Here is a 25,197-nt window from a genome sequence, read left to right on the forward strand (position 1 = left end):
TACGATTATTTAATCTCACTGGACGCCTTTGAAATAAAAAAACCGGTAAGTCAGACTTACCGGTCGTTCTTGTATAATCAATTTTAGCGCTTGGATTACGGCTGGTAGTAAGTTGCCGCGCCGGGCCCTACCGGCATACCGAGTAAGAATACCCAGATGTAGAACAGTATTGTCCAACCGACAATGAATACCATGGAGTACGGCAGCATCATGGCAATGAGTGTCCCCATGCCAATATCCTTTCGGTATTTGGCGGCCATAGCCAGAATAAGGCCAAAGTAACTCATCATCGGTGAGATAACGTTAGTCACTGAATCGCCAATTCGATAAGCCGCCTGAATAACTTCCGGCGCATAGCCCAGCAACATCAGCATAGGAATAAATATTGGTGCCGTTACGGCCCATTGCGCCGATGCACTACCCAGCGACAAGTTAACCATACCACACATCAGAATGAACAGAATAAACACCGACGGACCGTCCAGTCCCGCAGCCTGCAGGAACGCTGCGCCCTTTACAGCCATAAAGGTGCCGAGATTTGTCCACTTAAAGAAGGCCACAAACTGAGCAGCAAAGAAAACCAGCGTGATATACAGACCCATAGCCCCCATGCTTTTCGACATGGCATTAATCACATCTTTGTCGTTTCGCATGGTACCAACCACACGGCCATACACAAAACCGGGAACCGCAAAGGTAATAAAAATAAATGCCACGATGCCTTTGAGGAATGGAGAGCCTGTTACGCCGCCGGTTTCCGGATTACGTAAAGGACCACCTTCTGGCACGATGGTGAGCGCTAAAATTGCACACAGCACAACAAACGACAGGCCCGCCATTTTTAAACCACGGCGCTCGGTATCTGTTACCGCTGACATCGACGCCGATTCAAGATCATCGGACGCATGCTCTTCGTTGTATTTGCCAAGTCGGGGCTCAACAATACGATCTGTCACGTATGTGCCCATGATGGCAATAATGAAGGTACTGATGAACATGAAGTACCAGTTCACCTCTGGCCCGACTATATACTCCGGGTCAATCATGTGAGCAGCGGCTTCGGTTATTCCAGAAAGCAGCGGATCAATAGTACCCAATAACAGGTTAGCACTGTATCCAGCAGATACGCCGGCAAACGCTGCGGCAAGGCCTGCAAAGGGGTGCCGTCCAAGCGAATGAAAGATCATTGCAGCCAGCGGAATAAGTACCACGTAGCCAAGCTCAGAAGCCGTATTTGAAAGAATGCCCGCGAACACAACGGCGAACGTAACCAATAAACGTGGCGCGCCCATTACAATCGATCGCATCAGCGCGGAAAGCATGCCGGAATGCTCGGCAACAGATACACCGAGCAGCGCCACAAGTACTGTGCCCAATGGCGCAAAACCGGTGAAGTTCGTTACCAGATGCGTCACAATTTTTTGCAAGCCTTCGGCGTTGACCAATGAGATAACTTCAATCATGCCGTCGGCTTCGCGACCTTTAGCTCCTACCGGGCGAGGATCAGCAACGGCAATATCGAAATAACCAAGAATGCCACTAAGAATAACGATGAAAATAGATAGTAAGGCGAACAACGTTACCGGGTGCGGCAACAGATTCCCCAGCCACTCTACGGTAGCTAAAAATCGCGCAAACCATCCACTCTTTGCTTCTTCCTCAAAAGAAGAAGTATCAGACTGTCTGGAGCTCAAAATATAACCTCTGTCGTTTTATAATCTGCAGATTAATCTGCTTAATTTTGGCGAGAGTATAACGAAAAAACAGCCAGTTCGCAGCAAAAGGCTATGAAGTGGCTCATTTTCTATACTTTATCATTAGCCGATAAAGCGTAAAGCAGAGGATACGGGAGAATTAAAAAAGCCCGCATTTCGCGGGCTTAGGAAGTTATTTACCTTTGGCGTTATTCAGGTATTTGAAGAACTCACCATCCGGTTCCAGCACCATGATATCGTCTTTGCTGCTGAAGCTCTTGCGGTATGCATCCATACTGCGCAGGAAGCTGTAGAACTCAGGGTTCTTAGAATATGACGTTGCGTAAATCTGAGCTGCCAATGCGTCACCTTCACCACGAACCTGACGGGCATTACGCTCGGCGTCTGCCAGCATAACCGTTACTTTGGCGTCGATATCGGCACGGATGACCTCGGCTTGCTCCTGACCTTCAGAACGGTGTTCACGGGCAACCGCTGCGCGTTCAGCTCGCATACGTTGGAAAATCGCGTTGCTGACTTCGTTCGGCAGGTTGATCTGCTTTACACGCACGTCAACAATTTCGATACCCAGCTCTTTTGAGGACTGACTAGCCTGTTCCATTGCTTGATTCATCAGCGCTGAGCGCTCACCCGACACGATTTGTGCGATGGTGCGAGCACCAAACTCTGAACGCAGGCCGTTATTCACTTTTTGCTTTAACAGCGCTTCCGCCTGAAGTTTATTCCCGCCTTGCGTTGACAGATAGTACTGAGCAAAATCGGCAATTTTCCACTTCACGTAAGAGTCTACAATCAGGTCTTTCTTCTCTGATGTTACGAAACGATCAGGCACATCGTCCAACGTCTGAATACGCGCATCAAGACGTCGCACAGAGTCGATGAACGGGAATTTAAAGTGCAGACCCGGCTCAAACACTCTGGTGTCGCCGGTAGCATCATCACGTTGAACCTTACCAAACTGGATTACAATAGCGCGTTCACCTTCGCTAACCACGAAAACGGCGCCCGAAAACAGAATAACCACCAGCACCACGGCTGCAATCAATAGATTCTTCATGTGTTATTCTCCCCCACTTCCAAAACGGCTATCACGAATACCAGAATTTACCGTTGAAGGTCTGCCGCTGTTGTCCGAAGACGACATCGGTAACGACTGATAAGGTGTTGTTGAACTTCTTGCTGGAGATGAAGTTGACGACGAACGCTGTTCCATCATTTTATCCAGTGGTAAATACATCATGTTGTTGCCACCTTTGGTGTCGACCAACACTTTGCTTGTTTTACCAAGCACTTCTTCCATGGTTTCCAGATAAATACGCTCTCGGGTAACCGTTGGCGCGGATTCGTACTGAGGCAGAAGCTCAGCAAATCGTGCCACTTCACCCTGCGCTTCTAGGATCACACGCTCTTTGTATGCCTGTGCTTCTTCGTTCATGCGATTAACCTGACCACGGGCGCGAGGCTCAATTTCACGGGCATAAGCTTCAGCTTCACGAATGAAACGTTGTTCATCTTCCTGCGCGGCAATAGCATCATCAAATGCATCTTTTACTTCTTCAGGTGGACGCGCATCGCGGAAGTTCATGTCAGTAATCGTGACACCCAGATCATAGGGTTCAAGGATAGACTGCAACTCTTCCCACACTCGCTGACGAGTAACTTCACGACCATCTGTAAGTACATCGTCCATTTGAGAGTGACCAACAACGTAACGAATTGCACTGTCTAAGGCCTGACTCAAACTCATTTCAGGGCTCGTTACAGCAAATGTCCAACGGTACGGGTCGACAACTCGGTACTGCATTTCCATTTGAACGCGAACAACGTTTTCGTCTTCAGTCAGCATGGAACCGCTAGACGCCTGATCACGAATAGAAGTTACATCTACCGGAATAACAGAATCGATAAACGTTGGCTTCCAACGCAGGCCGGGGTCGACTTGCTTATAATATTCGCCAAAGCGAAGCACGACACCACGTTCTGATTCGCGGATAGTATAGAAACCACTGACGACCCAGATAACGACCAACAGTCCAATTAAAATTCCAGCACCAACTGTGCCAAGACTTTTACCAGAACCACCGCTGCCGCCGCCCATTTTACCGAACTTACCAAACAGGTTTTTGAACACATCGTCCAAATCCGGGGGCCCTTGATCTCGACCGCCGCGGTTTTTCCACGGGTCATTATTTTTGCCACCCGGCTCATTCCAAGCCATGCTGATACTCCATAATTGGTTATTTATCTGAAAACTGTCGTTAATTTAAGCGTTTGTCAATGATGGTCCACAAAATGGGATAACCCCTGGTCCAATCGTTTCTCTAAACGGTTCCAATCAGCAGCAGGCATTTTAATGTCTACTACCCAGTCACCGTCAGAATCGTAAGCTTCATTGGCAATACAATTTAAATCGTACAATACACCACGTAATTTGCTCTGTGCAGGCGGAATTCGTAATGTATAGCTCACCATGCTTTGACCGAGACAGTCGGTCAGCGCTTGGCTCAATAAATCGAGTCCTTCGCCGGTTTGTGCCGATACCCATACCCGGGTAGGCACACCGTCCTCATCTCTATCTATACGCGAAGAAATTTCATCAAGTTTATCAATCTTATTACAGATTATTAATTGTTGAATGTCATCTGCGTCAATTTCTTCAAGAACCGCGTTCACCTCATCCATCGTTTCACGATAGTTAGCTTCCGCAACATCTACCACATGTAGGAGTAAATCGGCTTCCTGCGTCTCCTGCAGCGTAGCTTTAAACGCAGCAACTAAATCGTGAGGCAGGTGACGAATAAACCCTACTGTGTCAGCAAGAATAGCCGGTCCCACGTCCTTAAGTTCAATTTTACGCAGTGTAGGATCAAGCGTTGCAAATAGCTGATCGGCTGCATAAACGTGAGAATCCGTTATGGTATTGAACATAGTTGATTTGCCGGCATTGGTATAGCCAACGAGAGAGACGGTTGGAATTTCGGCGCGCTTGCGCGAACGACGGCCTTGCTCCCGCTGCTTCTGGACTTTCTCCAGCCTGCGCAGGATGGCTTTAATTCTGGCACGTAAGAGCCGGCGGTCAGTTTCGAGCTGTGTTTCACCCGGTCCACGCAGACCTATCCCGCCTTTCTGGCGCTCTAAGTGTGTCCATCCGCGTATGAGTCGGGTTGAAATATGCCGTAACTGCGCCAGCTCTACCTGTAATTTACCCTCATGGGTTCGCGCACGTTGCGCAAAGATATCGAGGATCAAGCCAGTACGGTCTAGTACCCGGCATTTACAGATAGCTTCGAGATTCCGTTCCTGAGACGGCGACAACGCATGATTGAAAATCACTACATTCGCATCATGCGCTTTCACAGAAGCAGCAATCTCTTCGGCTTTACCTGAACCAACGAAATACTTGGCGTGGGGTGCACTGCGCGACGTCGTAAGTACGTCTACCGCATTCACTCCAGCAGAAGATACGAGCAATTCAAGCTCAGCGAGATCTTCTTTACTGCTTTCGTCAGCAAAATTTACATGAACAAGAACAGCCTGTTCACCGGCTTCATAACGGTCAAACAAGCAATGTACCTTTTGTATTATTCACTTTTACTATTGTCAGAGTCCCCTTGGGTTGAACTGGGCATAGTGATAGCTCGAGAAGGCACAACAGTAGAAATGGCATGCTTATATACCATCTGGCTTACTGTGTTTTTCAGCAAAATCACGAACTGGTCGAAAGATTCAACCTGCCCCTGAAGTTTGATACCGTTTACCAGGTAGATGGAAACGGGAATACGCTCCTTTCTTAACGCATTCAAGAATGGGTCTTGTAGTGATTGCCCTTTAGCCATTTGATTTCCTTAGTTTTTATTATTTCCATGACAAACTATACAGTTGTCACCGCGCTTAATGTATAACACACTCCAACAGTTAAAGTGTGATTTTTGACATAACTCTAGTTAAGTTATCGTTAGCAAACGTGTCAAGCCATTCGACTTCAGGCCAGCCTCTTAACCAGGTTAGCTGACGCTTAGCAAGCTGACGTGTTGCTATTATCCCTCGTTCACGCATTTCCGCGTAATCAAGTTGCCCTTGCAAATACTGCCACGCCTGACGGTATCCTACAGATCGTATAGAGGGTAAATCTTCGTGTAGATCACCCCGGGCAAATAAACTTCTGACCTCGTCTATAAAGCCGTCTTCCAGCATCATATCGAATCGTTGTTCAATACGACCGTGTAAAACCGCTCTGTCTTCCGGCGCAATGGCAAATTGTGTGACATTAAACGGACAAGGCTCACCTTTAGTTGCTTGCCAGTCTGTCAGATTACGCCCGGTAGACCGATATACTTCCAGAGCGCGGGTCAGGCGCTGTGGGTCATTTGGATGAATACGAGCTGCGCTTACAGGGTCTACACGAGTCAATTCGTCGTGTAAGGCGTTCCATCCATAGGCCTCGGCTTCCTGGGCAATACGCGCTCTTGCCTCATCGTTTGAACTAGGTAAGGGCGAAATGCCATTTATCAAGGCATTAAAGTACATCATCGTACCACCCACCAAAACAGGCAATTTGCCGCGCTGGTGAATGTCGTTAATCAGTGTACCCACGTCACTGTGAAATTCTGCTACAGAATAACTTTCATTAGGGTCGATAATATCGATAAGCCAATGCGGCGCGATGGCTTGTTCTTCAGCCGTTGGCTTTGCGGTTCCGATATCCATACCGCGATAAACCAGCGCAGAATCAACGCTAATAATTTCACATGGTGTTTGCTGTGACAACGCTAGAGCCAGACTGGTTTTACCGGAAGCGGTCGGGCCCATAATTGTTACGACAGGCTTCATATCGTCTTTACTTTTCATTCGGGCCATTTCTCAATCAGGCTATCTATGGACTGCCTGCGTCCATGGGCTTCCAGCGTGACAATTTTCTCTGCTTCCGCATTTTGGTCAAAATCATGCCAAACCGCAGCAATGATGTCGCTAGGCAAGGTGTCGGTATTACTCACGGATTTTAGCACACCACCTAGCGTTTCCTGTTTTGATGCGAGTATTTGCGGAAACCAGTTAACCCATGGGAAATGCCTGCAACCTGCCGGCACCTGCTGCAAACGATACTTCCCCGCAACCAAATTTACTTCAAAAAAGCCTTCCCGAAGTAATTCCACCGTGTCCTGGCTAATAGCACCATCGTCAGCGACGGAGACAGGCATGAGTAGCGGTTGTGAGGCGCCAGCCGCGATAATATTTTGCTCGACCCAAGGGCCAATTATAGCGTTTATAGACAATAGCAAACAGCTGTTTTTATGACAGTAAATTCTTATATATTCATTTATTTGAAGATATTGCAAGTTTACTGTGTCACCAATATTTGCCTGCGATGTCAGCAAGGCCGTATAGCTCTCGCTGTAATCGGCGATGGAGGGCTTCGACGACCCTGATTGTGTTGGCGGATAGCGCCCACTGCTGCTCCCGCCACCGGTAGGCTGACGAAATGACCCGCCAACCCCAGACGGCGAGCTTGGCGACCCCGCCTGACGCTGCTCAAACGCCGGAACCGGCGACGTTGAGGTAACGGGTGTTAAGGGGCGAATATAGTCGTGTTCGGGCTCGTCGAAACGCGTTTGCGTTTTCTCATCACCGTCGCAAAGCGCATCAGCCACGGTTTTACATATAAAATCATGTACCAGCCTACTTTGCTGGAAACGCACTTCGTGTTTTGCAGGATGTACGTTGACGTCTACATCGCGGGGATCAACAGTGAGGTAAACCACGAATGAGGGTTGTTCTAATACGCCCCACACACTCTCATATGCCTGACGAATTGCGTGCAAGATGAGTTTATCACGCATACCGCGACCATTTACAAAACTGAACTGCCCATCCGTACTGCTTCGCAACATGGCTTCATTGCCCAGCCATGCCTCCAGTTGCATACCGTGATAATCTGTTTTCACATGTATCGCATTGGTCAGAAACTTCTGCCCCATCACCGCAGCAATGCGCTGGGTAAGATGGTCTAAGGATGATGTCTGATAACGCTTAGTCACTTTGCCGTTGTGTTTAAGAATAAACGACACCGCAGGATGACTGAGTGCAATCCGACGGATAACATCTTCAATATGCTGATACTCAGTTTTCTCGGTACGCAGAAATTTTCGTCTGGCCGGGGTGTTGTAGAACAAGTCTGCAACATCAATTGTGGTACCTGGCGGGTGCGCTACCGGATTAAGACTCACAGCCATGTCCCGCCCCTCGCAGTGTGCCTGCCAGGCCTGCTCTTGCGCTTCTGGCTTAGAGGTGAGTATCAAACGACTAACCGAACTGATACTGGCAAGCGCTTCGCCACGAAAACCAAGCGATAAAATACTTTCCAAATCGTCCAGCGTGGCAATTTTGCTGGTTGCATGGCGGCTTAATGCGAGCGCTAGCTCATCTTTAATAATACCGTTGCCGTTGTCACGTAAACGAATGCGCTTGTGACCGCCTTTTTCAATATCCAGTTCAATACGGGTTGCACCGGCGTCCAAACTGTTTTCAACCAGTTCTTTAACAACGGAGGCAGGTCTTTCTACCACCTCGCCAGCCGCAATCTGGTTAGCCAACTGTGGTGGGAGTAGCTGTATAGGCAAGGGAAATCCTGTAACTGGTTACTTTCAGGTTCGCGGTATGGTCAGTTCCTGACCAATCTGAACGGTATCGCTATTTAAGTTATTAGCGGCTTTGATAGTGCTGATTTTGACATTGTAGCGCTGGGCCAGCAAGGATAAAGACTCACCCCGTCTGACTTTATGAATGAGATTCCGCGACTTTTCTGCTGCCCAGAGGGTGCCGTCGGGCGGCACCTGGCGGAAATAGGTTTTAATAGCATTGAACATGGATGATGCCAGACGCTCCCGGTAATCACTCCAGTTCAGGTTTTTTTCTTCCTGCGGATTACTGATAAAACCCGTTTCAACCAGGATAGAGGGAATATCTGGTGCAGTCAGTACAGCAAGGCTTGCAGCCTGCGGCGAAGACTTGTGCATGCGAGTGACGCCCTTAAGCTCCTTAATCACTTTCTGACTCAGGTCGTAACTCGACGCCATGGAGTGGTCCATAGACAGCCCAAGAATCGTTTCAGCCAGATAACGCTCACTGGCATTATCGGAAATGACTTCAGCGGCTCCACCCAATAACTCTGAATGTTGCTCCGTTCTTTCCAGCCAGCGACCTAATTCAGTATCAGCCCGGCGCATAGACAATACCCACACCGAACCGCCACGCGGTCCAGCGGTAGTAAACGCGTCAGCGTGAATAGAGATAAGCAGATCGGCTTTACTTTTACGGGCAATTTCAGGGCGTTTATTCAGTCCCACATAGTAATCGCCTGTTCGCGTCATGATGGCACGCATTCCCGACTGGGCATTTACCATATCTTCAAGATATTTGGCGATGCTTAGCGTAATGTGCTTTTCATACGTGCCAGCACGGCCAATAGAACCAGGATCGTTCCCACCGTGTCCAGCGTCGATGGCAATGATAATGTCGCGATCGCGACTATTGTTCTTGCTATCGAGCACGACACTGGGGGTTTGAGTATAGGTTGGCTTTGAGTCAATAAGGTCGACAACTAAGCGGTGACCATAGGGTCCATCAGGCTCAACCGGAAAAACGGAAGGTGCAGCCTTGCGAGATAACTCAACGACAATGCGAGCGGCATTCTCATTTTTTGGTGTGGAATGGCGAACCCGGCGAACGAGATCGCCGCTGATATCCGCCTTGGATAAATCGCTGTTATTGCCAGTATCAGCTAAATCAATAACCAACCGGTAAGGGCTTTCGAGTGAAAAATAGGTATATTCTGGCGCACTTTTCAGATCAAGTACCAAACGGGTTCTGTCGCCAGAAGGCGCAGCCCTAACGCTACTGATCTGATTTTGTGCCCAGGCAGCGCTCGCCAGACACCACACACAGATTGTGAGTATGATTACGCGCAACATAATTAACCCTGAAATTTACCCTTACTGACTTTGTTATTTTATTTAAAGAGTCAGCTACCTAGTACATCAATAATGGCTTTACCTGCCTCTGAACGGGCAGTAACCGATAATATTCGTCCATCATTATGTGAGTTAATACTAATCACTAAATCCGCAGAAGCCAAGAATTCAGCTCCTTTTTGCGGCCATTCAATTAAACAGACCGCCTTTTCGCGGAAGTAATCCCGAATCCCCATGAACTCCAGTTCCTCAGGATCAGCTAGCCGGTATAAGTCGAAATGATACACCGATACGTCTTCCAGCTCATACGGTTCAACCAGTGTATAAGTGGGACTCTTAACATTACCTGAATGGCCTAGCCGTTGAATAAAGTAACGACTGAACGTTGTCTTACCCGCGCCCAAATCGCCCTCCAGATAGACAACCAAGCCGGTCGCTAGCTGCTGCTGACTGACCGCGTCCGCCAACGTTTCAGCGACAAATGCGGTTTCTTCGGGTGATGAAGACGTAAAGGAGAGTTCTGGATAAGGCATAAGTTCAGTTTAACATTCACTACTGGTTGATGAGCATGCGCACGGCATCGAATAAATCGCTGGCAATCATACCACGCTGACCATACAAGTCAGCCAGATCATCACCCGCTTTCGCATGCACTGTGACACCGTATTTAGCCGCAATATCACGAGACAGTCCTTGCGCCAACAATGCCCCCAAAATGCCGCTTAATACGTCACCGCTGCCAGCCGTTGCCATACCAGGGTTCCCATGTTTACTCACCCAGGTCTTTCTCTCGTTATCAATGATGGTACCTGCACCTTTCAGCACACACGTTGCGTGATAACGCTGAGCGCACTGACGTGCATAGTTGAATCGTTCTGCTTCTACATCATCTACCGACACACCCAGCAAGCGGGCCGCTTCGCCAGCGTGAGGGGTTAAAATACAGTCGTTAATGGTGTACGCCGTTGCCGCACGATTAAGCAAATTCAGTGCATCCGCATCCAGTACCATGGGCTTAGGATGCGTCTGACAGTGCTTCATTACCGTGGTGAATACCGATTCAGCCCAATCGTCTTGTCCGAGCCCGGGTCCAATCACCACACAGGTTGCCCACTTCAGCGCATCTTCAAGATCGCTGTCAGTAACCATTAACTCTGGACGACCAGCGCTTACTTGTATGGTAGAAGTTTCATGCGTAAATACCCGCACCATGCCCGCACCACTGCGAAGAGCCGCTTCACTGCTTAATCGTATAGCACCGGCAGTGCCTTTATTACCACCAACACAGAGCAAACGACCGTATGTTCCCTTGTGGCTGTGTACAGCACGCGGCCCCATACCACGGAACTGTTCGATATCCAGCAAACTGGCCGATGATCGCGCTAATTCTGCAAAGGCTTTACCAATACCAAGATCATCGTAAACCAGTTTGCCGCAGGACTGTTTTCCGGCACCGGTGGTTAAACCGGGCTTAATGCCTACAAACGTAACCGTAACATCAGCTTCGATACAACGCCCCAAAGACTGCCCAGTGTTGGCATCCAGACCTGACGGCACATCAATACTCACAACAGGGGTATCGCTGGCATTAATGGCGTCGATGATATCGGCAAACTCATTGCGAATATAACTAGTAATGCCGGTACCCAACATGGCATCTACGATTAGCCCTGCTTTTGCCAGGAGCTCTTCGCAGAACACTTCAATTTTACCGCCAGCATCTAACCAACGACGCTGCGCTTCACCAGCATCGCCTTCGAGAATTCGATGAGGCTCTACGGCGCAGACATGCACCTGTTTACCCGCATCTTTAGCTTTTAAAGCGGCAATATAACCGTCACCCGCATTATTTCCTTGCCCAACTACGACCAAAAAAACATCGGTATTCGGGAGCAGGCTCTGACACTGACGAAATACTGAAGTACCGGCACGCTCCATCAGCGTAGATAAATCGCAGCCGGAATCTTCCGCTGCTTTACGTTCGTGTTCTCTTACTTGTTCTGCGCGAAAGAGTTTGTGTGATAAGCTTGTCGCGAGTTTAGTGTCTAGCATGGTTTCATGTCCGCGTTGCAATCAATCGATCTCAATAGATTAACAAACGATATCAAGGCTTGGGGCCGCGCGCTAGGTTTTCAGCAGGTCGGTATCAGCGATGTTGATCTTAGTCAGCACGAAGATAAGCTGCTTGAATGGCTGGGAAACGGCTATCATGGCGATATGGAATACATGGCAGCCCATGGTGTAAAGCGCGCACGCCCGGCAGAACTGGTGCCTGGTACAGTGCGGGTTATTAGTGTGCGTATGGACTATCTCCCGCCTGACGCGTCGTTTGCTCGCCACCTTTCTGATGACAAAATTGGTTACATTAGCCGTTATGCCCTGGGAAGGGATTACCACAAAGTACTTCGAAACCGACTAAAACAACTGGGCGAGAAAATTAAAGCTGAATTGGCTCACACTGAGTATCGCCCGTTTGTAGATTCCGCGCCGGTGCTCGAACATGCTATAGCCGAGAAAGCCGGTATTGGTTGGACAGGCAAACACTCCCTCACACTAAACAAAGAAGCGGGCTCCTGGTTTTTTCTCGGCGAACTGTTTATCAACCTGCCATTACCGGTAGATAAGCCCGTAGAAGAAGGTTGCGGCAGTTGCACGGCATGTCTGACGATTTGCCCTACCCAGGCCATCGTCGCCCCCTACACTGTCGATGCCAGAAAGTGCATTTCATATCTCACCATCGAGAATGATGGGCCAATACCAGAAGCGTTACGCCCCTTGATGGGAAATCGAATATACGGCTGTGATGACTGCCAACTGGTATGCCCGTGGAACCGCTATGGCAACATCACTGAAGAGAAAGACTTCTTCCCTCGAAGCCAACTGCATGGTGAAACGCTGATTAACCTGTTTAATTGGGATGAAACGACGTTTCTGAAAAACACGGAAGGCTCACCAATTCGACGTATTGGTCACGCACGCTGGTTACGCAACATTGCAGTTGCGATGGGAAATGCCGCTGCCGATGAGTCTATCCTTTCAGCCCTTGAAAGTAGAAGTGGTCAGGTAAGCGAACTGGTTCAAGAACACATCGACTGGGCCATAGAGCAGCAGACAAACAAAAACGCTGCCCATGACGACAATCGTCAGAAGCAGCGTTTAATCAGAGTCATTCAGAAAGGCTTACCAAGAGACGCGTAATTAGCGCCTACCTTCCCGCAATTTTACGCTTAGTAACAATTACTTGTGATATTGGCGACTTAGCTTATGCACTGCGTCAACAAAAACGCCGGCGTGCTCGGGTGGTACATCGAGATGTATGCCATGACCAAGGTTAAATACATGGCCTGTCCCTTCGCCGAATCCGGCAAGAATTTCTGCGACTTCTTGCTCAATTCGTTCAGGTTGGGCATATAACATGGAAGGATCCATGTTGCCCTGCAGAGCGACCTTGTCACCGACGCGGGCTTTGGCATCAGCAATATCGATAGTCCAATCTAAACCCACAGCATCGCAGCCAGTATCAGCAATGGCTTCAAGCCACATGCCGCCATTTTTAGTGAACAAGGTTACCGGCACTCGACGGCCTTCACTTTCGCGATCAAGCCCTTCAACGATACGCGCCATATACTGAAGAGAAAATAATTTGTAATCCCGTGGCGACAATACACCACCCCAGGTATCAAAAATCATCACCGACTGTGCGCCAGCAGCAATTTGCGCGTTCAGATAACTGGTGACAGAATCAGCAAGCTTTTCCAATAATGCATGTAGCAGTGCAGGTTCAGCAAACGCCATTTTCTTAATTTTGGTGAAGGCCTTACTTGAACCACCTTCAACCATGTAAGTTGCCAGTGTCCACGGACTTCCCGAGAAACCAATCAGTGGCACTTCGCCTTTCAATTCGCGGCGAATAGTGCGCACGGCATTCATCACATATTGCAGCTCACCTTCCGGATCAGGAATACCAATTTTATCGATATCAGCTTTACTCTGTATTGGATTTTTAAAGCGAGGACCTTCGCCCGCTTCAAAATACAAACCCAATCCCATGGCATCAGGAATCGTGAGAATGTCAGAAAACAGAATAGCGGCATCTAGAGGAAAACGACGCAGAGGTTGTAGCGTTACTTCACAGGCTAATTCAGCGTTCTTACACAACGACATAAAATCACCGGCTTCCGCACGGGTGGCTTTATATTCTGGCAAGTACCGACCAGCCTGACGCATCATCCAAACAGGAGTAACGTCTATAGGCTGCTTGAGTAGCGCGCGTAAATATCTGTCATTCTTCAGCGCCGGGCGCTCGATAGATGGGCTATTAGCCGACATGCAAATCCTCTACAACTTAATCATAATCTGGTGGGGAGTATAACAATATTTCGCCCGCTTGCGTCGGGGTCAAATCAACTGTTACCCAAAATTGTGCTAAAGACTCGCTTTGCATACGAATGCATAAGACTTTAGTCTTGCTTCTCACGAAGACTTATATAATAGTAAGAAAAAATGAAGAAGCCCTTAAGGGACCGATTAAAACCTTCCTGAAGCCTCGCCTAGCGAGGCTTTTTTATTATTCTTTCACCATGTCTCTTTGGATCATCGCCTCTATAAGCTTGCCAGCTATAGAAAGCTTAGGTGGAATCTTTGGTAGATTATCGATATCAAACCATTGCGCATCATCAATTTCGCCGGGCTGCGGAACAATATCGCCAGAGTCATATTCCGCCAGAAATCCCATCATTAACGAATGCGGAAATGGCCAAGGCTGACTATTGAAGTATGAAAGATTCTTAATTTTTACGCCCACTTCTTCCTCGACTTCCCGATGAACAGCTTGTTCGAGAGTTTCACCACTTTCCACGAAGCCGGCGAGTGTAGAGTACATACCACTTTCTTTGTGACGAACGCCCTTAGCCAGCAAAATCTGATTATCGCGATAAATTCCCACAATGATACAAGGCGAGACACGAGGATAAGCCCGATGTTTGCACTGATGACATTGCATCGCCATTTCCCAATCCACCTGTTCCATCTGCGCGCCGCACTGGCCGCAGTAGCGATGGGTGCGAAGAAAATGTACGTATTGCCAAGCTCTCGACAGTACATTGAACAGTGCCTCTGAACCTTCAGCCATCACGCTACGCATTGTAGTAAATTCCCACAACTCATGTTCTACGTGCTCAGCTCCTAGATCGAGCAGAAAAACGGGATGCGCGAGGTCGTGATGTTCCGATAGTGCGGGTAATTCTACAATACTACTTTGATGGTGGGCGAGTAGACTAATATCACTCCAGTACCCCTGAAATAAAGCATCGTCAGATTTTCTCACCAGCAACATGTCACGGCTGAATATAATCCATAACGCCTGTGTAGTAGCGAGACGATTCTCTGTCACTGGCTTAATCATTCATTCACCTTAAAAAGTCCTAAACTTGTGTTGCTATTTAAAGGGGCATTTCAAAAACACGGCGCTCATGATAGTGATTTTCCCGGTATTTTTATAGTTGTTACGATTGCGGAAACACCTCTGTCATTGTTAAGGTTCACCGCAATGTTATACTGAGAATAGAAATCAGCTGCATTGGCAGGAACCCGAACCAGTCACGGGTTATCATGTCATAAATAATAAAGACATTTGTCGGTAAAAAGTCATGAATAGTACTACCCTGATTAATGAAGCCCGTGCTTATTGCGAACAGCGTGGCGCCAGATTCACCCCTTTACGCGAAAAAGTTTACGAGATTTTACTTGGTAAACACGGTCCGATGGGGGCTTATGAGTTACTGGACACATTAAAAGAGACAGAATCCGGCGCGAAACCGGCAACTGTTTATCGTGCTCTGGATTTTTTACTAGAATTTGGTTTTATACACCGACTGGAATCCACTAATGCATTCGTGGCCTGTCACCATTTCGGCTGCCACCATCCGGTACAGTTCCTTATTTGCGACAGTTGTGGCGATGTAGCAGAAATTCAGTCGGAAGGCTTACAGGAAACCCTTGAAAACCAGGCGAGTAAATATGGTTTCAAAGTTTCCAAACAAACAATAGAAGCTCACGGACTTTGTGCAGACTGTCAGGATGCAGAAAACTCTGAGCCAGAGGAAGAACACCATGAATGTTGAGTTTGTTAATCCTTTCATCAATGGTTTACTAAATGTGATGGAAACCATGGCACAAACCAAATTAAAGCCAGGAAAACCAAAGCGTAAACAAAGTGATATAGCGCAAGGTGATGTTTCCGGCTTAATTGGAATGGTAGGGCCTCAGATAAAAGGGTCAATGTCGATCACCTTTGATGAGGAACTGGCGCTGACCATTATGGAGCGTATGGTAGGCGAACGTCCTGCGAAGCTCGACGCGGAAGTTGGCGATATGGTTGGGGAAGTCACAAACATGATTTGTGGCAACGCAAAGCGAGACCTGGCAGAAAAAGGCTTCGAGTTTGGCATGGCCACACCGATCGTAGTATCTGGAAAGCAACACACTATTAGCCACCAGGTCGATGGTTCCAAGCTCATCATGCCATTTATGTGTGACGAAGGACTGGCTCACATGGAAATATGCTTTGACAAGTAACTGGCATCAGCAAGAAATTACCCTCCCCCCGTTTCGACGGGGTTTCCACCTCATCACAGACCATATCGAAAGTGCAATCAGTGAGTTAGCAAACGTAAAGATTGGGCAACTTCACTTGTGGCTTCAGCATACAAGTGCCAGTCTCACCATTAATGAAAACGCAGATCCATCGGTAAGAAGTGATCTAGAAAGCTGGTTTAACCATACTGTATTGGAAACGTCGGAATTTTTTACACACACCTATGAAGGTATGGATGACATGCCCGCTCACATCAAGTCTAGCTTGTTGGGTTGCGAGGTAACAATTCCGATAAAGGATGGAAAACTTCAGCTAGGCACCTGGCAAGGTGTCATTATGGGCGAACATCGCAATAATGGTGGCAGTCGGCGCATTCTAGCGACTTTACACGGCCTTTGGCGATAAAATCCAGAAAATTCTTATATACGAAATGTTGTAGTTGGCACGCCGTATGCTAAGACCCTTTCATCCAATTGATTTATCAATCACTCAACGTTATACAGGATGTGAAAATGAACAAAACTTTTAAACTGTCTGCACTGGCTTTTGCATTAGCAGCCTCTGCTCATGTATCTGCACAGGAAGCATCAACTCAATCATACGATAAATGGTTTGGCATTTACGGTATGTATTATAATGCTGACGTAGACAAACCAGCACCTGATTACCTGGATGATGGCAAAGGTGTTGGCATGGAAATGGGCTGGCGGTTTGATGAAAGCTGGGCTGTTCGCGGTGAATTTACTGCGCTAGAACTCGACTATATGGAAGTTCTGAGCAATAAAGATAGCGCTTCTGGCTTTATGTTCGGCGTAGACGCGATGTACTTCATGCCTAATGATTGGTGGTACATTTTCGGTGGTCTTAAACGTCAGGAATTCGATGAAGATCACAACCTGGTTAACTTGGGTTTAGGTAAGCACTGGGCAATCGGTGAAAAGCTGAAGCTTTCTACTGAAGTTGCTGCTTATCGTGACATCGATGATTCTTATTACGACTACAGCGTTAAAGTTGGTCTGACGTTCCCATTCGGCAACGCGACAACGTCTAACTACAACGAGCCTACGCCTGTTGTAGACGGTGACAGCGACAGCGATGGCGTGCTGAACAGTGTTGACCAGTGTCCTAACACACCAGCTGGTACCGAAGTTGATTCAACAGGTTGTGCAGTAGTGACTGAAGCTGACAGCGACAGCGATGGCGTTGTAGACAGCAAAGACATGTGCCCTGACACACCAATGAACGACAAAGTAGACGCAGACGGTTGTACTGTATTTGACGAAAAAGAAGTAACGCACAACCTGCGTGTTCTGTTTGCCAACGAAAGTGCTGAAGTATCTGAACCGCACTCTGCCGACATCGAAGACTTTGTAGCTTTCTTCAAGCGCTACGGCAAAACAGAGGCTGTGATCGAAGGTCACGCATCTGCTCCAGGTACTGATGCGTACAACATGGAACTGTCTGAGCGTCGTGCAGAAGCATTTAAAGACGTTCTGGTAAATGAATACGATATCGACCCTGCACGTCTTAGCACGGAAGGTTTCGGTGAAAGTGAACTGCTGATGGAAGGTACTTCTCCAGAAGCTAACCGCGTAAACCGTCGCATCTCTATCCGTGTAACAGCGATTGTTGAAGTACCTGAAAAGCGTTAATTCGACAATATGACATATTTAAAAAAGGCGCCATCTGGCGCCTTTTTTTGTGTCTGTAGATTTATCGATTGTTTCGATAGTGTAAGCCTTAGTATTCGTCGTCGAAAGCGGGCCCAGCATAGTTGTCAAAGCGCGAAAACTGACCTTGGAAGGTAAGCCGGCTGGTACCGATAGGACCATTACGCTGCTTACCAATAATGATTTCTGCAATACCCTTGTATTCACTGTTTTCGTGATAAACCTCGTCACGGTAAATGAACATGATCAAGTCGGCATCCTGCTCGATGGAGCCTGATTCACGAAGGTCCGAGTTAACCGGGCGCTTATCTGCCCGTTGTTCCAGACTACGGTTAAGCTGCGACAGTGCAACCACGGGGACTTCAAGTTCTTTCGCCAATGCTTTTAATGAACGCGAAATCTCGGCGATTTCCAATGTACGGTTATCACTTAACGACGGCACCCGCATCAATTGAAGGTAATCCACCATGATTAAACTAATGCCACCACGCTCCCGGGCTAGCTTTCTTGCCCGCGAGCGCACATCCATCGGAGTCAGGCCGGAAGAATCATCAATAAACAGGTTATCTTTGTCTTTCAGCATGGCCATGGTGTTAGAGACTCGGGCCCACTCTTGATCGTCCAGTTGAGCAGTACGAATGCGGGTTTGGTCTACACGACTCAGTGATGCTAGCATACGCATCATGATCTGCTCAGAGGGCATCTCCAGACTGAAAACCAACACGGGCTTTGTCTCAGCCATCATGGCGTTTTCGCACAGGTTCATAGCAAAGGTTGTTTTACCCATCGACGGACGGGCAGCCACGATGATCAGGTCGGAAGGTTGTAAACCACTGGTTTTCTTATCAAGGTCGCTGAAACCTGTGGTAACACCGGTTACTTCCTTGCTGGTTTCAATCAACGATTCCAATCGCTTGATGGTTTTATCAAGCACCGAGTCAACATCCCGGGGACCTTCATTCTCCCCTGTGCGTTTCTCTGCGATTTCAAAAACCTTGCTCTCTGCCATATCCAGAATGTCGGCACTGTCGCGACCTTCCGGGTTGTACCCCACTTCGGCGATTTCGTGAGCTACGCCAATTAACTCGCGGGTAATTGCGCGTTCACTAACGATTTTCGCATAGGAAACCACGTTGGCAGAGCTTGGGGTGTTCTTTGCCAATTCGGCTAGATAGGCGAAGCCACCTGCATCTTCGAGCTCGTTTCGGTGCTCAAGTGCTTCAGACACGGTGATCAAATCCACCGGCTGACTTTGACCTAAAAGATGAAGAATGACCTTAAAGATGACCTGATGGGAGTGATTGTAAAAATCGGTATCGGTAACCACTTCGGCCACTTTGTCCCAACTCTCGCGATCGATAAGCATACTTCCCAGCACAGCCTGCTCAGCTTCGATGCTGTGCGGCGGTACTTTCAGCTTTTCGATATTTTTATCTTTTGAGGTTGGAACGACTTTCACAATATTCACTTCCGAAATTTCGAAGAGGATATTGTCCGTGAATCAGCACGAATTGCAATGTGTTTAGGCTATCAAGCTAATAACTTGTCGTTCCAATAACTGACGATGATTGGCTTTCTCAGGTTTAACACAGCCATTATTGCACTACGGCTTCGGTTTTCTCCATTTGAAAGAAAACACCGTCCCATAGGGTGAAAGCACGTTCTTTACTGGCAACCAGTACAGATTGACCCGGTACATTTTCCCCGTGACATTCAACGTCGAAACGGGAAATTTTATTCGCTACAATGCCGAGTTGCGCAAAAGACACTTTATATTCAGTTTGAAAGTCTTTCTCTGATAGCTTTTTCTCGTGCCATTGTGTTTGCCCACATTGTGTTTGACCAAGCACTACATTGTCGGTTGAGTATTGAAAAGATTGGCCTAGTAAAGTTTTAGCGTCTTTAGGCTCCATGGCACTGATCCCCGGAGCGACCTTGGAGGTAATAACCCAAGTGCCTTCTACGCTAGCAGGCTCTTTTACTGCACAGCTGGTAATGGCCGTACAAGCGGTAAGAAAAAGTACGCCGAGCCAGATGAGTGGGGAAGCCCCCTTTGCGCTTCGGTGTCGCGCTGACATCAATTTCTCCTTATTTTTATTACTAATCTTAAATGGGGTCAAAAAGGTTAAATTAAACAAGCGGCCGAGAGAGCTTATCGTGCTTATTGGATAGTTGGTCTGCTTGCGTGAAGAGAGGTTCAGATGTTTACAAAAAAGAGCAGAAAACCTGATGATTTCCTGCCCTTTCAACTATTTTGATATTGGATACTTTTTTAGCTTGCTACTTAGTTTCAACAATGAGCTCGCCGTGCACGGTGGACATTTCCACCCCTGCCGAACCTTTATTTACCGAAAACTCAAGCCATTTACTCGGGCCATACTTGGCAGATTTCTGTTTGTCGCTGGTAATCTTATTAACAATATCGCCTCCGGCATGGGCTTCCAATTCGAAGCGCGCTGACACGTCTTTCTGCATGGTGAGAGCGATGGTGCCCCCTACGGATGAAGCTTCCACATCCGCTTTGCTGTCGAGGGTCATTGATGTTTCGATCTCACCATTTACGGTAGTCAATGACAGCGATTTTATCAGAGCCAATTCTAATTCCGCATCACCATTCACTGATTCAAACTCAACGACTGGACTCGATGTTTTAAGCTTCACATTGCCATTCACCGTCATCACTTTTGTGAGTTCGTCACCTTCGTGTTCGCCTTTCACGTCACCATTAACGGTTTCAATTTGAAGTAAGCCACGTATTGCATTAAGCGAAATGTCACCATTTACAGTTTCTAATTTCATTCGACCGGCTATGTCTTTGGCATCAATATCGCCGTTCACCACTTCCAATTGAACACTGTCGGTAAGATATTCTACACTTACGCCTGCGTTCACAGCCGTGTAAGACACACCAGATTTTGTAGGCACATAAATAGTCAGATCATCACCATCGTCATAATCTTTCTCTTTCCAGTTGATTTTACGATGGTTGGTTTCTACCTGAATGGTAATGTCATTACCGTCCTTCTCGAAAATAAATTCTTCTGTGCGATCGCCAAGCTCGCCGGAAACGTAGACTTCATTTTTATCCCAACCAATAATTTTCGCCTTACCGGACACGTGCTCAATCTCTACGTGGGGAGATGCAGAAGTCTCCAGGCGTTTATCAACTTTTTCTTTGGCGTGAGCCGCCAATGTTACAAAAAGCAGGCTTGCTGATACCAGTGCGGTGACCGTTGAGTGCGAAGGTTTAGTGCGAATCATATATCATTCCTTAAGTTCAAATTTGCTGCCACTTGGGCGCGTGCACTCGCTCAATCAGCAATAACTGTTGTTGGTAAATATGCTGGAGCATGCCCAGCAAAGCGGTATTGTCTGGATCTTCGGCTAGCGCACGTTTTACCGCCGCAGCCGCATCATCCAGTTCATTAAGTTGCTGCTGCCAATCATCCGTCACAGCAGCTTTCTCACTGAAGCGGGTTAACAGCGACAATTTTTGCTCTTCATGCTGCTTACTGATGGCCTGCACCAGTGCATCACCGTGCATACCTTGTGATGACGGATCTGAAAGTGGATCCATTCTGGTAACAAACAACACTGCAGCAATTAATATTAAGGAAGCAGCAATAGGCATTGCCACGCCCCTTCTTTGCTTAACGGGAGTGGCAGGGATGTTGTCATTAATGCTATGCGCAATCCCTGCCCACAAATCCTTCTCAGGCACTTTTTCTTTCTCTAGCTTCGCCAGCGCTACTGATAGCTTGTCGTTATGCTCAGCCATTAGTCTGCTCCCATCCAGTCTTCGAGCAACTGACGCGCTCGGTGGTACTGTGCTTTACTCGTACCCGATGCAATTTTCAACATAGTGGCAATGTCTTCGTGCCGATATCCTTCGACGGCATGTAATACAAACACCACTCGAGCCCGCTCCGGTAATCGAAGAATGTATTTTTCAAGATCGACCTCACTACTACAACCAGACGTCTCGGGTTCTGCCAATGTGACGCTTTCGATGTCGAACATGCGCTGCAACCAGTTTTTCTGCCGCCGCATGTAGCTGATTGTCACATTCGCCGCCACACTGTGTAGCCAGGTAGATAATTGACTGCGCTCATCGAAATTCGATAATGTGCGCCAGACTTGAATAAACACTTCCTGAGCAGCATCTTCAGCCATCCCCCGTTCGCCGGTTAACCGAAAACACAACCCATAAACACGGTTGATATGGTTGTCGTAAATTTCTCGGTATGCATTGCGGTCACCGTTAGCTGCAGCACGCAAAAGTGCACTTTCCCGCACTCTTAAAGTGTCAGGTGTCATATCTGTGACTGTGGCGTGTGATAATTCCATGCGTTCCTTGAGCGTTTACGCTTTTACTTTTTTATTTCATCGCTAAGCGCGGTGTTTTTTGATCCTGATATTTCATTAGTCGCATCGCCAGATGAAAAGGTTTAAATGCGTCTTGGTTTTTTTTACATTAGTCGCCTACCAATTACCACAGGACATCGCTATGCATTCAGATATGCACCTTGAAGCGCTTTTTGCTGCCAAACCAGTTCCCTTCGGCCCTCGTGGTGCACCTAGCGCCATTCAGAAACAAGCAGTTCAACAGCTTCACGTTAACATCGATGGAACAGATGAAGATGAACAAGGAAACAAAAAGCTACACGGTGGCCCTGAAAAGGTACTGCACCAATATAGCCATAAAGGTTATCAGGCATTAACTGAGGCATTTCCTGAAAAAGCCTTCACCGTTGGGACGATCGGCGAGAATATGATTGTGGCCGGTATGGACGACAACAACGTGCATGTTGGTGATGTATATAAAATGGGTAACGTGCTACTGCAGGTTAGCGCTCCTCGGGCACCGTGCAATAAAATATCCCATCGCTATGAGATTAAGAACCTGGATCGCTTCGTTGGGCTTAATGGCATTACAGGCTGGTACTATCGAGTGCTTGAAACCGGTGTTTTGCAAGTGGGGGACGCCGTAGCATTAGTCTCACGCCCGCAACACACAGTGAGTATTGCTGCACTCATGACGGCGGTATACGACAAAGGCCAACCTGAGAAAGCGAAAGATTATGTCGGTATCGAGGTACTCGATGATGAGTGGCGAGAGAAATGCGAACGCGTCATTAAAAGGGCATCCTGAACCTTTTATTTGCCTATAAGTACAAAAGGCACATCAATGCTGATGTGCCTTTTTCATAAATACGAAATCACGCTTACTTTTGCGAGGCTATCCAGTCGTTTACCATTAACTCCAGTGTGCTCAGTGGTACTGCACCACCGCCCAGCACTAAATCATGGAACGCTTTAATATCAAATTTCTCGCCAAGCTCGGTTTTCGCCTTTTCTCTTAATTCCAGAATTTTCAGCATACCAATCTTATAAGCGGTAGCCTGTCCTGGCATTACAAAGTACCGACGTACTTCGGATTTGGCCTGGCCTTCAGAGATTGGCGTGTTATTGATGAAATATTCAATAGACTGCGCTTCGGTCCACTTCTTCGCGTGAATGCCGGTATCCAGAACGAGACGAATTGCACGCCACATTTCGGAATGCAGACGACCGAAATCGTTAATCGGTTCTTTATACATGCCCATCTCTTTAGCTAAACGCTCTGAATAAAGTGCCCAGCCTTCTACGTAGCTGGTAAAGAACTGTTGAGTACGGAATGTAGGTACATCTTCCAGTTCCTGAGCAATGGCGATTTGCATGTGGTGGCCCGGAACACCTTCATGATAGGCAATCGCTTCCATTTCACTTTTCGGCATCATAGTCATATCAATCAGATGCACATAATACACACCTGGATTGGAGCCATCCGGTGAGCTTGGATAGTAATGTTGTGCGGCGCCAGGTTGCTCTCGGAAAGCTTCTACCCGCTTCACGACCAGATCAGCTTTTGGCAAACGACCAAAGTAGTCAGGCAGAATTTCCTTCATATCGTTAATGTATTTGCGGGCATCTTCCAGATAGGCTTCACGACCCTCATCGGTATTTGCATAATAAAGGCGCTCGTCAGATTTATCTTCGCGAAGGTAATCGAACATTTCACGCAATGTGCCATCGAAACCCAGCTCGCCTTTCACCTTTTCCATTTCAGCACGGATACGCGCCACTTCTTTCAGGCCCAGCTCATGGATTTCATCCGCCGTCATGTCTGTGGTGGTAGACTGAGCAAGCATCACATTGTAATAAGCTTCGCCATCAGGCAACGCCCATACACCTTTTGCTTCTTTATCCAGGTTTGGCAGATCGTCTTCGAACCAGTCAATCAGCGTCTGGTATGCAGGTCCTACCTTGGTAGTGAGCATAGTAGCGGCTTCTTCAATATACTTGTCGGCCTGCTCTTGTGTCAGGGTACCCTGCTCGACCAGCGCTTCGGCTTTAGCCTTGAAGTCGCCGTAAAGCGCATTGTCATTTTCTGAATCATCGAACGGCTTGCCTGAGATAATGCCTTTGCTCTGTTGTATTACCCCTTCATAAGCGAAGTACGGTGCTTTAACGCCTTCATCAGCTGCCACTCGCGCACGATCAATCAGTTGATTAACTGCACGTCCGGCTTCACCTAATCGACTCACATAGTCCTTAAGATCCTGCTCACTACCTACTTTGTGGTAGTTAATCAGCACAGTAGGCAACTGAGAATGCATACCGAACATCTGGTTAAATGTATATTCACGACGTTCGAACGGTCTCATCGCTTTTTGCTGCTCGTACCCGAACAGGAATACGTTCCAGGAAATCTTCGCATCGTCATCCAGCTTGTCGTAGTCGAAGGTTTCTTTCATTTCCTTCACCGCAGCTTCCATATCAGCAAAGCGTTCGTTGGAGGCTTGCTCAGACATCTGATCCAACTCACCGTAACGTTCCTTTCTACCCTGCATAGTTAACGCAAGAGGAGACTTTTTCAGCCCTTCTTCATATTGCTCTTCAAACCACGCATTCAGACGTTCGGTTTCTGTTTGTTCTGCCTGCACCTCGCCGACAACTTCTGACTGTTCTTTCGGGGCTTCATTCGCTGGCGAACAACCCATCATGGCGGTAGCCACTATACTTAATGCAAAACCAAAGCTGGCTTTTACAGAAGATTTCATGCTTGATTCCCTTTGTTTATTAGAATTATCGTTGATGTTTGGGTTTATCTAATCGTTACGTCATTTTTTGATGTAATTAGACGGAGCAATAACCGTACACCGCCTTGTGAACGACAGCATACCGCTATTTCGTATACGAAGTGAATT

Annotated in this window: 24 protein-coding genes; 6 read left to right on the forward strand and 18 right to left on the reverse strand. The window is 47.6% G+C overall.

The window, feature by feature from the left end; all coding sequences use genetic code 11:
• Positions 1-95: 95 nt before the first annotated feature.
• From ACXAGX_RS10400 to ACXAGX_RS10445, 10 genes are all read right to left on the reverse strand, one after another.
• Positions 96-1,694, reverse strand: coding sequence for an AbgT family transporter (locus ACXAGX_RS10400; protein WP_474838169.1), 1,599 nt, complete (start codon positions 1,692-1,694; stop codon positions 96-98).
• A 193-nt stretch (positions 1,695-1,887) separates the two neighbouring features.
• A complete protein-coding gene (gene hflC, locus ACXAGX_RS10405; RefSeq protein ID WP_474824910.1) occupies positions 1,888-2,772 on the reverse strand; it encodes a protease modulator HflC in 885 nt (294 codons plus the stop codon).
• Between the two features lie 3 nt (positions 2,773-2,775).
• The gene (gene hflK / locus ACXAGX_RS10410; RefSeq protein ID WP_474838171.1) at positions 2,776-3,933 is read right to left on the reverse strand and encodes an FtsH protease activity modulator HflK; all 1,158 of its coding nucleotides are present in this window, start codon (positions 3,931-3,933) and stop codon (positions 2,776-2,778) included.
• Positions 3,934-3,989: 56 nt separating this feature from the next.
• Positions 3,990-5,279 (reverse strand): ribosome rescue GTPase HflX, encoded by a 1,290-nt coding sequence (gene hflX / locus ACXAGX_RS10415; RefSeq protein ID WP_474838173.1) that lies wholly within the window; start codon positions 5,277-5,279, stop codon positions 3,990-3,992.
• Positions 5,280-5,296: 17 nt separating this feature from the next.
• Positions 5,297-5,551: an RNA chaperone Hfq gene (gene hfq / locus ACXAGX_RS10420; protein WP_070125785.1), complete on the reverse strand. Its 255-nt coding sequence runs from the start codon at positions 5,549-5,551 to the stop codon at positions 5,297-5,299.
• A 79-nt stretch (positions 5,552-5,630) separates the two neighbouring features.
• Complete coding sequence (gene miaA, locus ACXAGX_RS10425; protein WP_474838175.1) at positions 5,631-6,572, reverse strand: tRNA (adenosine(37)-N6)-dimethylallyltransferase MiaA; 942 nt, start codon at positions 6,570-6,572, stop codon at positions 5,631-5,633.
• A complete protein-coding gene (gene mutL, locus ACXAGX_RS10430; RefSeq protein WP_474838177.1) occupies positions 6,560-8,332 on the reverse strand; it encodes a DNA mismatch repair endonuclease MutL in 1,773 nt (590 codons plus the stop codon). The genes miaA and mutL overlap by 13 nt, the downstream gene beginning before the upstream one ends.
• A 24-nt stretch (positions 8,333-8,356) precedes the next feature.
• The gene (locus tag ACXAGX_RS10435) at positions 8,357-9,682 is read right to left on the reverse strand and encodes an N-acetylmuramoyl-L-alanine amidase (RefSeq protein WP_474838179.1); all 1,326 of its coding nucleotides are present in this window, start codon (positions 9,680-9,682) and stop codon (positions 8,357-8,359) included.
• Positions 9,683-9,732: 50 nt separating this feature from the next.
• Complete coding sequence (gene tsaE / locus ACXAGX_RS10440) at positions 9,733-10,215, reverse strand: tRNA (adenosine(37)-N6)-threonylcarbamoyltransferase complex ATPase subunit type 1 TsaE (protein ID WP_474838181.1); 483 nt, start codon at positions 10,213-10,215, stop codon at positions 9,733-9,735.
• Between the two features lie 19 nt (positions 10,216-10,234).
• Positions 10,235-11,734 carry an NAD(P)H-hydrate dehydratase gene (locus tag ACXAGX_RS10445; RefSeq protein WP_474824902.1) on the reverse strand — a complete coding sequence of 500 codons (1,500 nt, stop codon included), beginning with the start codon at positions 11,732-11,734 and terminating at the stop codon, positions 10,235-10,237.
• Positions 11,735-11,740: 6 nt separating this feature from the next.
• Here ACXAGX_RS10445 and queG point away from each other — a divergent pair, with 6 nt between their 5' ends.
• Positions 11,741-12,880 carry a tRNA epoxyqueuosine(34) reductase QueG gene (queG, locus tag ACXAGX_RS10450; RefSeq protein ID WP_474838183.1) on the forward strand — a complete coding sequence of 380 codons (1,140 nt, stop codon included), beginning with the start codon at positions 11,741-11,743 and terminating at the stop codon, positions 12,878-12,880.
• 39 nt (positions 12,881-12,919) lie between these two features.
• On the opposite strand, the gene hemE is transcribed toward queG, so the two are convergent.
• Both hemE and nudC read right to left on the reverse strand, forming a co-directional pair.
• Entirely contained in the window at positions 12,920-14,011 is a 1,092-nt protein-coding gene (gene hemE, locus ACXAGX_RS10455) for a uroporphyrinogen decarboxylase (RefSeq protein ID WP_474838185.1), read from the reverse strand.
• 238 nt (positions 14,012-14,249) lie between these two features.
• Complete coding sequence (gene nudC / locus ACXAGX_RS10460; RefSeq protein ID WP_474838187.1) at positions 14,250-15,086, reverse strand: NAD(+) diphosphatase; 837 nt, start codon at positions 15,084-15,086, stop codon at positions 14,250-14,252.
• Positions 15,087-15,330: 244 nt separating this feature from the next.
• Between nudC and ACXAGX_RS10465 the strand changes: the two genes are divergently transcribed.
• The 4 genes from ACXAGX_RS10465 to ACXAGX_RS10480 all read left to right on the forward strand — a co-directional run bounded on the left by ACXAGX_RS10465 (position 15,331) and on the right by ACXAGX_RS10480 (position 17,929).
• On the forward strand, positions 15,331-15,804 hold the full coding sequence (locus ACXAGX_RS10465) for a transcriptional repressor (protein ID WP_474838189.1): 474 nt from the start codon (positions 15,331-15,333) through the stop codon (positions 15,802-15,804).
• Entirely contained in the window at positions 15,794-16,258 is a 465-nt protein-coding gene (locus ACXAGX_RS10470) for a chemotaxis protein CheX (protein WP_070125795.1), read from the forward strand. The genes ACXAGX_RS10465 and ACXAGX_RS10470 overlap by 11 nt, the downstream gene beginning before the upstream one ends.
• The gene (locus ACXAGX_RS10475; protein WP_474838191.1) at positions 16,248-16,682 is read left to right on the forward strand and encodes a secondary thiamine-phosphate synthase enzyme YjbQ; all 435 of its coding nucleotides are present in this window, start codon (positions 16,248-16,250) and stop codon (positions 16,680-16,682) included. The genes ACXAGX_RS10470 and ACXAGX_RS10475 overlap by 11 nt, the downstream gene beginning before the upstream one ends.
• 107 nt (positions 16,683-16,789) lie before the next feature.
• Positions 16,790-17,929 carry an OmpA family protein gene (locus tag ACXAGX_RS10480; protein ID WP_474838193.1) on the forward strand — a complete coding sequence of 380 codons (1,140 nt, stop codon included), beginning with the start codon at positions 16,790-16,792 and terminating at the stop codon, positions 17,927-17,929.
• Positions 17,930-18,017: 88 nt separating this feature from the next.
• Here the strand turns inward: ACXAGX_RS10480 and dnaB are convergent, their stop codons facing one another.
• The 5 genes from dnaB to ACXAGX_RS10505 form a co-directional block, all read right to left on the reverse strand.
• Positions 18,018-19,406, reverse strand: a complete 1,389-nt coding sequence (gene dnaB, locus ACXAGX_RS10485) for a replicative DNA helicase (protein ID WP_474824895.1) — start codon at positions 19,404-19,406, stop codon at positions 18,018-18,020.
• Positions 19,407-19,542: 136 nt separating this feature from the next.
• Positions 19,543-20,025, reverse strand: coding sequence for a hypothetical protein (locus ACXAGX_RS10490; RefSeq protein ID WP_474838195.1), 483 nt, complete (start codon positions 20,023-20,025; stop codon positions 19,543-19,545).
• 202 nt (positions 20,026-20,227) lie between these two features.
• A complete protein-coding gene (locus ACXAGX_RS10495; RefSeq protein ID WP_474838197.1) occupies positions 20,228-21,208 on the reverse strand; it encodes a DUF4097 family beta strand repeat-containing protein in 981 nt (326 codons plus the stop codon).
• Positions 21,209-21,224: 16 nt separating this feature from the next.
• Positions 21,225-21,725: a hypothetical protein gene (locus tag ACXAGX_RS10500; protein WP_474838199.1), complete on the reverse strand. Its 501-nt coding sequence runs from the start codon at positions 21,723-21,725 to the stop codon at positions 21,225-21,227.
• Positions 21,725-22,264, reverse strand: a complete 540-nt coding sequence (locus ACXAGX_RS10505; RefSeq protein ID WP_474838648.1) for an RNA polymerase sigma factor — start codon at positions 22,262-22,264, stop codon at positions 21,725-21,727. Before ACXAGX_RS10505 ends, ACXAGX_RS10500 begins: the two co-directional genes overlap by 1 nt.
• A gap of 190 nt (positions 22,265-22,454) precedes the next feature.
• On the opposite strand from ACXAGX_RS10505, the gene ACXAGX_RS10510 reads away from it, so the two are divergent.
• Positions 22,455-23,099 carry an MOSC domain-containing protein gene (locus ACXAGX_RS10510; protein ID WP_474838201.1) on the forward strand — a complete coding sequence of 215 codons (645 nt, stop codon included), beginning with the start codon at positions 22,455-22,457 and terminating at the stop codon, positions 23,097-23,099.
• 73 nt (positions 23,100-23,172) lie between these two features.
• Here the strand turns inward: ACXAGX_RS10510 and ACXAGX_RS10515 are convergent, their stop codons facing one another.
• Positions 23,173-25,050 carry a DUF885 domain-containing protein gene (locus ACXAGX_RS10515; RefSeq protein ID WP_474838203.1) on the reverse strand — a complete coding sequence of 626 codons (1,878 nt, stop codon included), beginning with the start codon at positions 25,048-25,050 and terminating at the stop codon, positions 23,173-23,175.
• Between the last annotated feature and the right edge of the window lie 147 nt (positions 25,051-25,197).

The organism is Alteromonas sp. ABV4_515 (assembly GCF_056160345.1).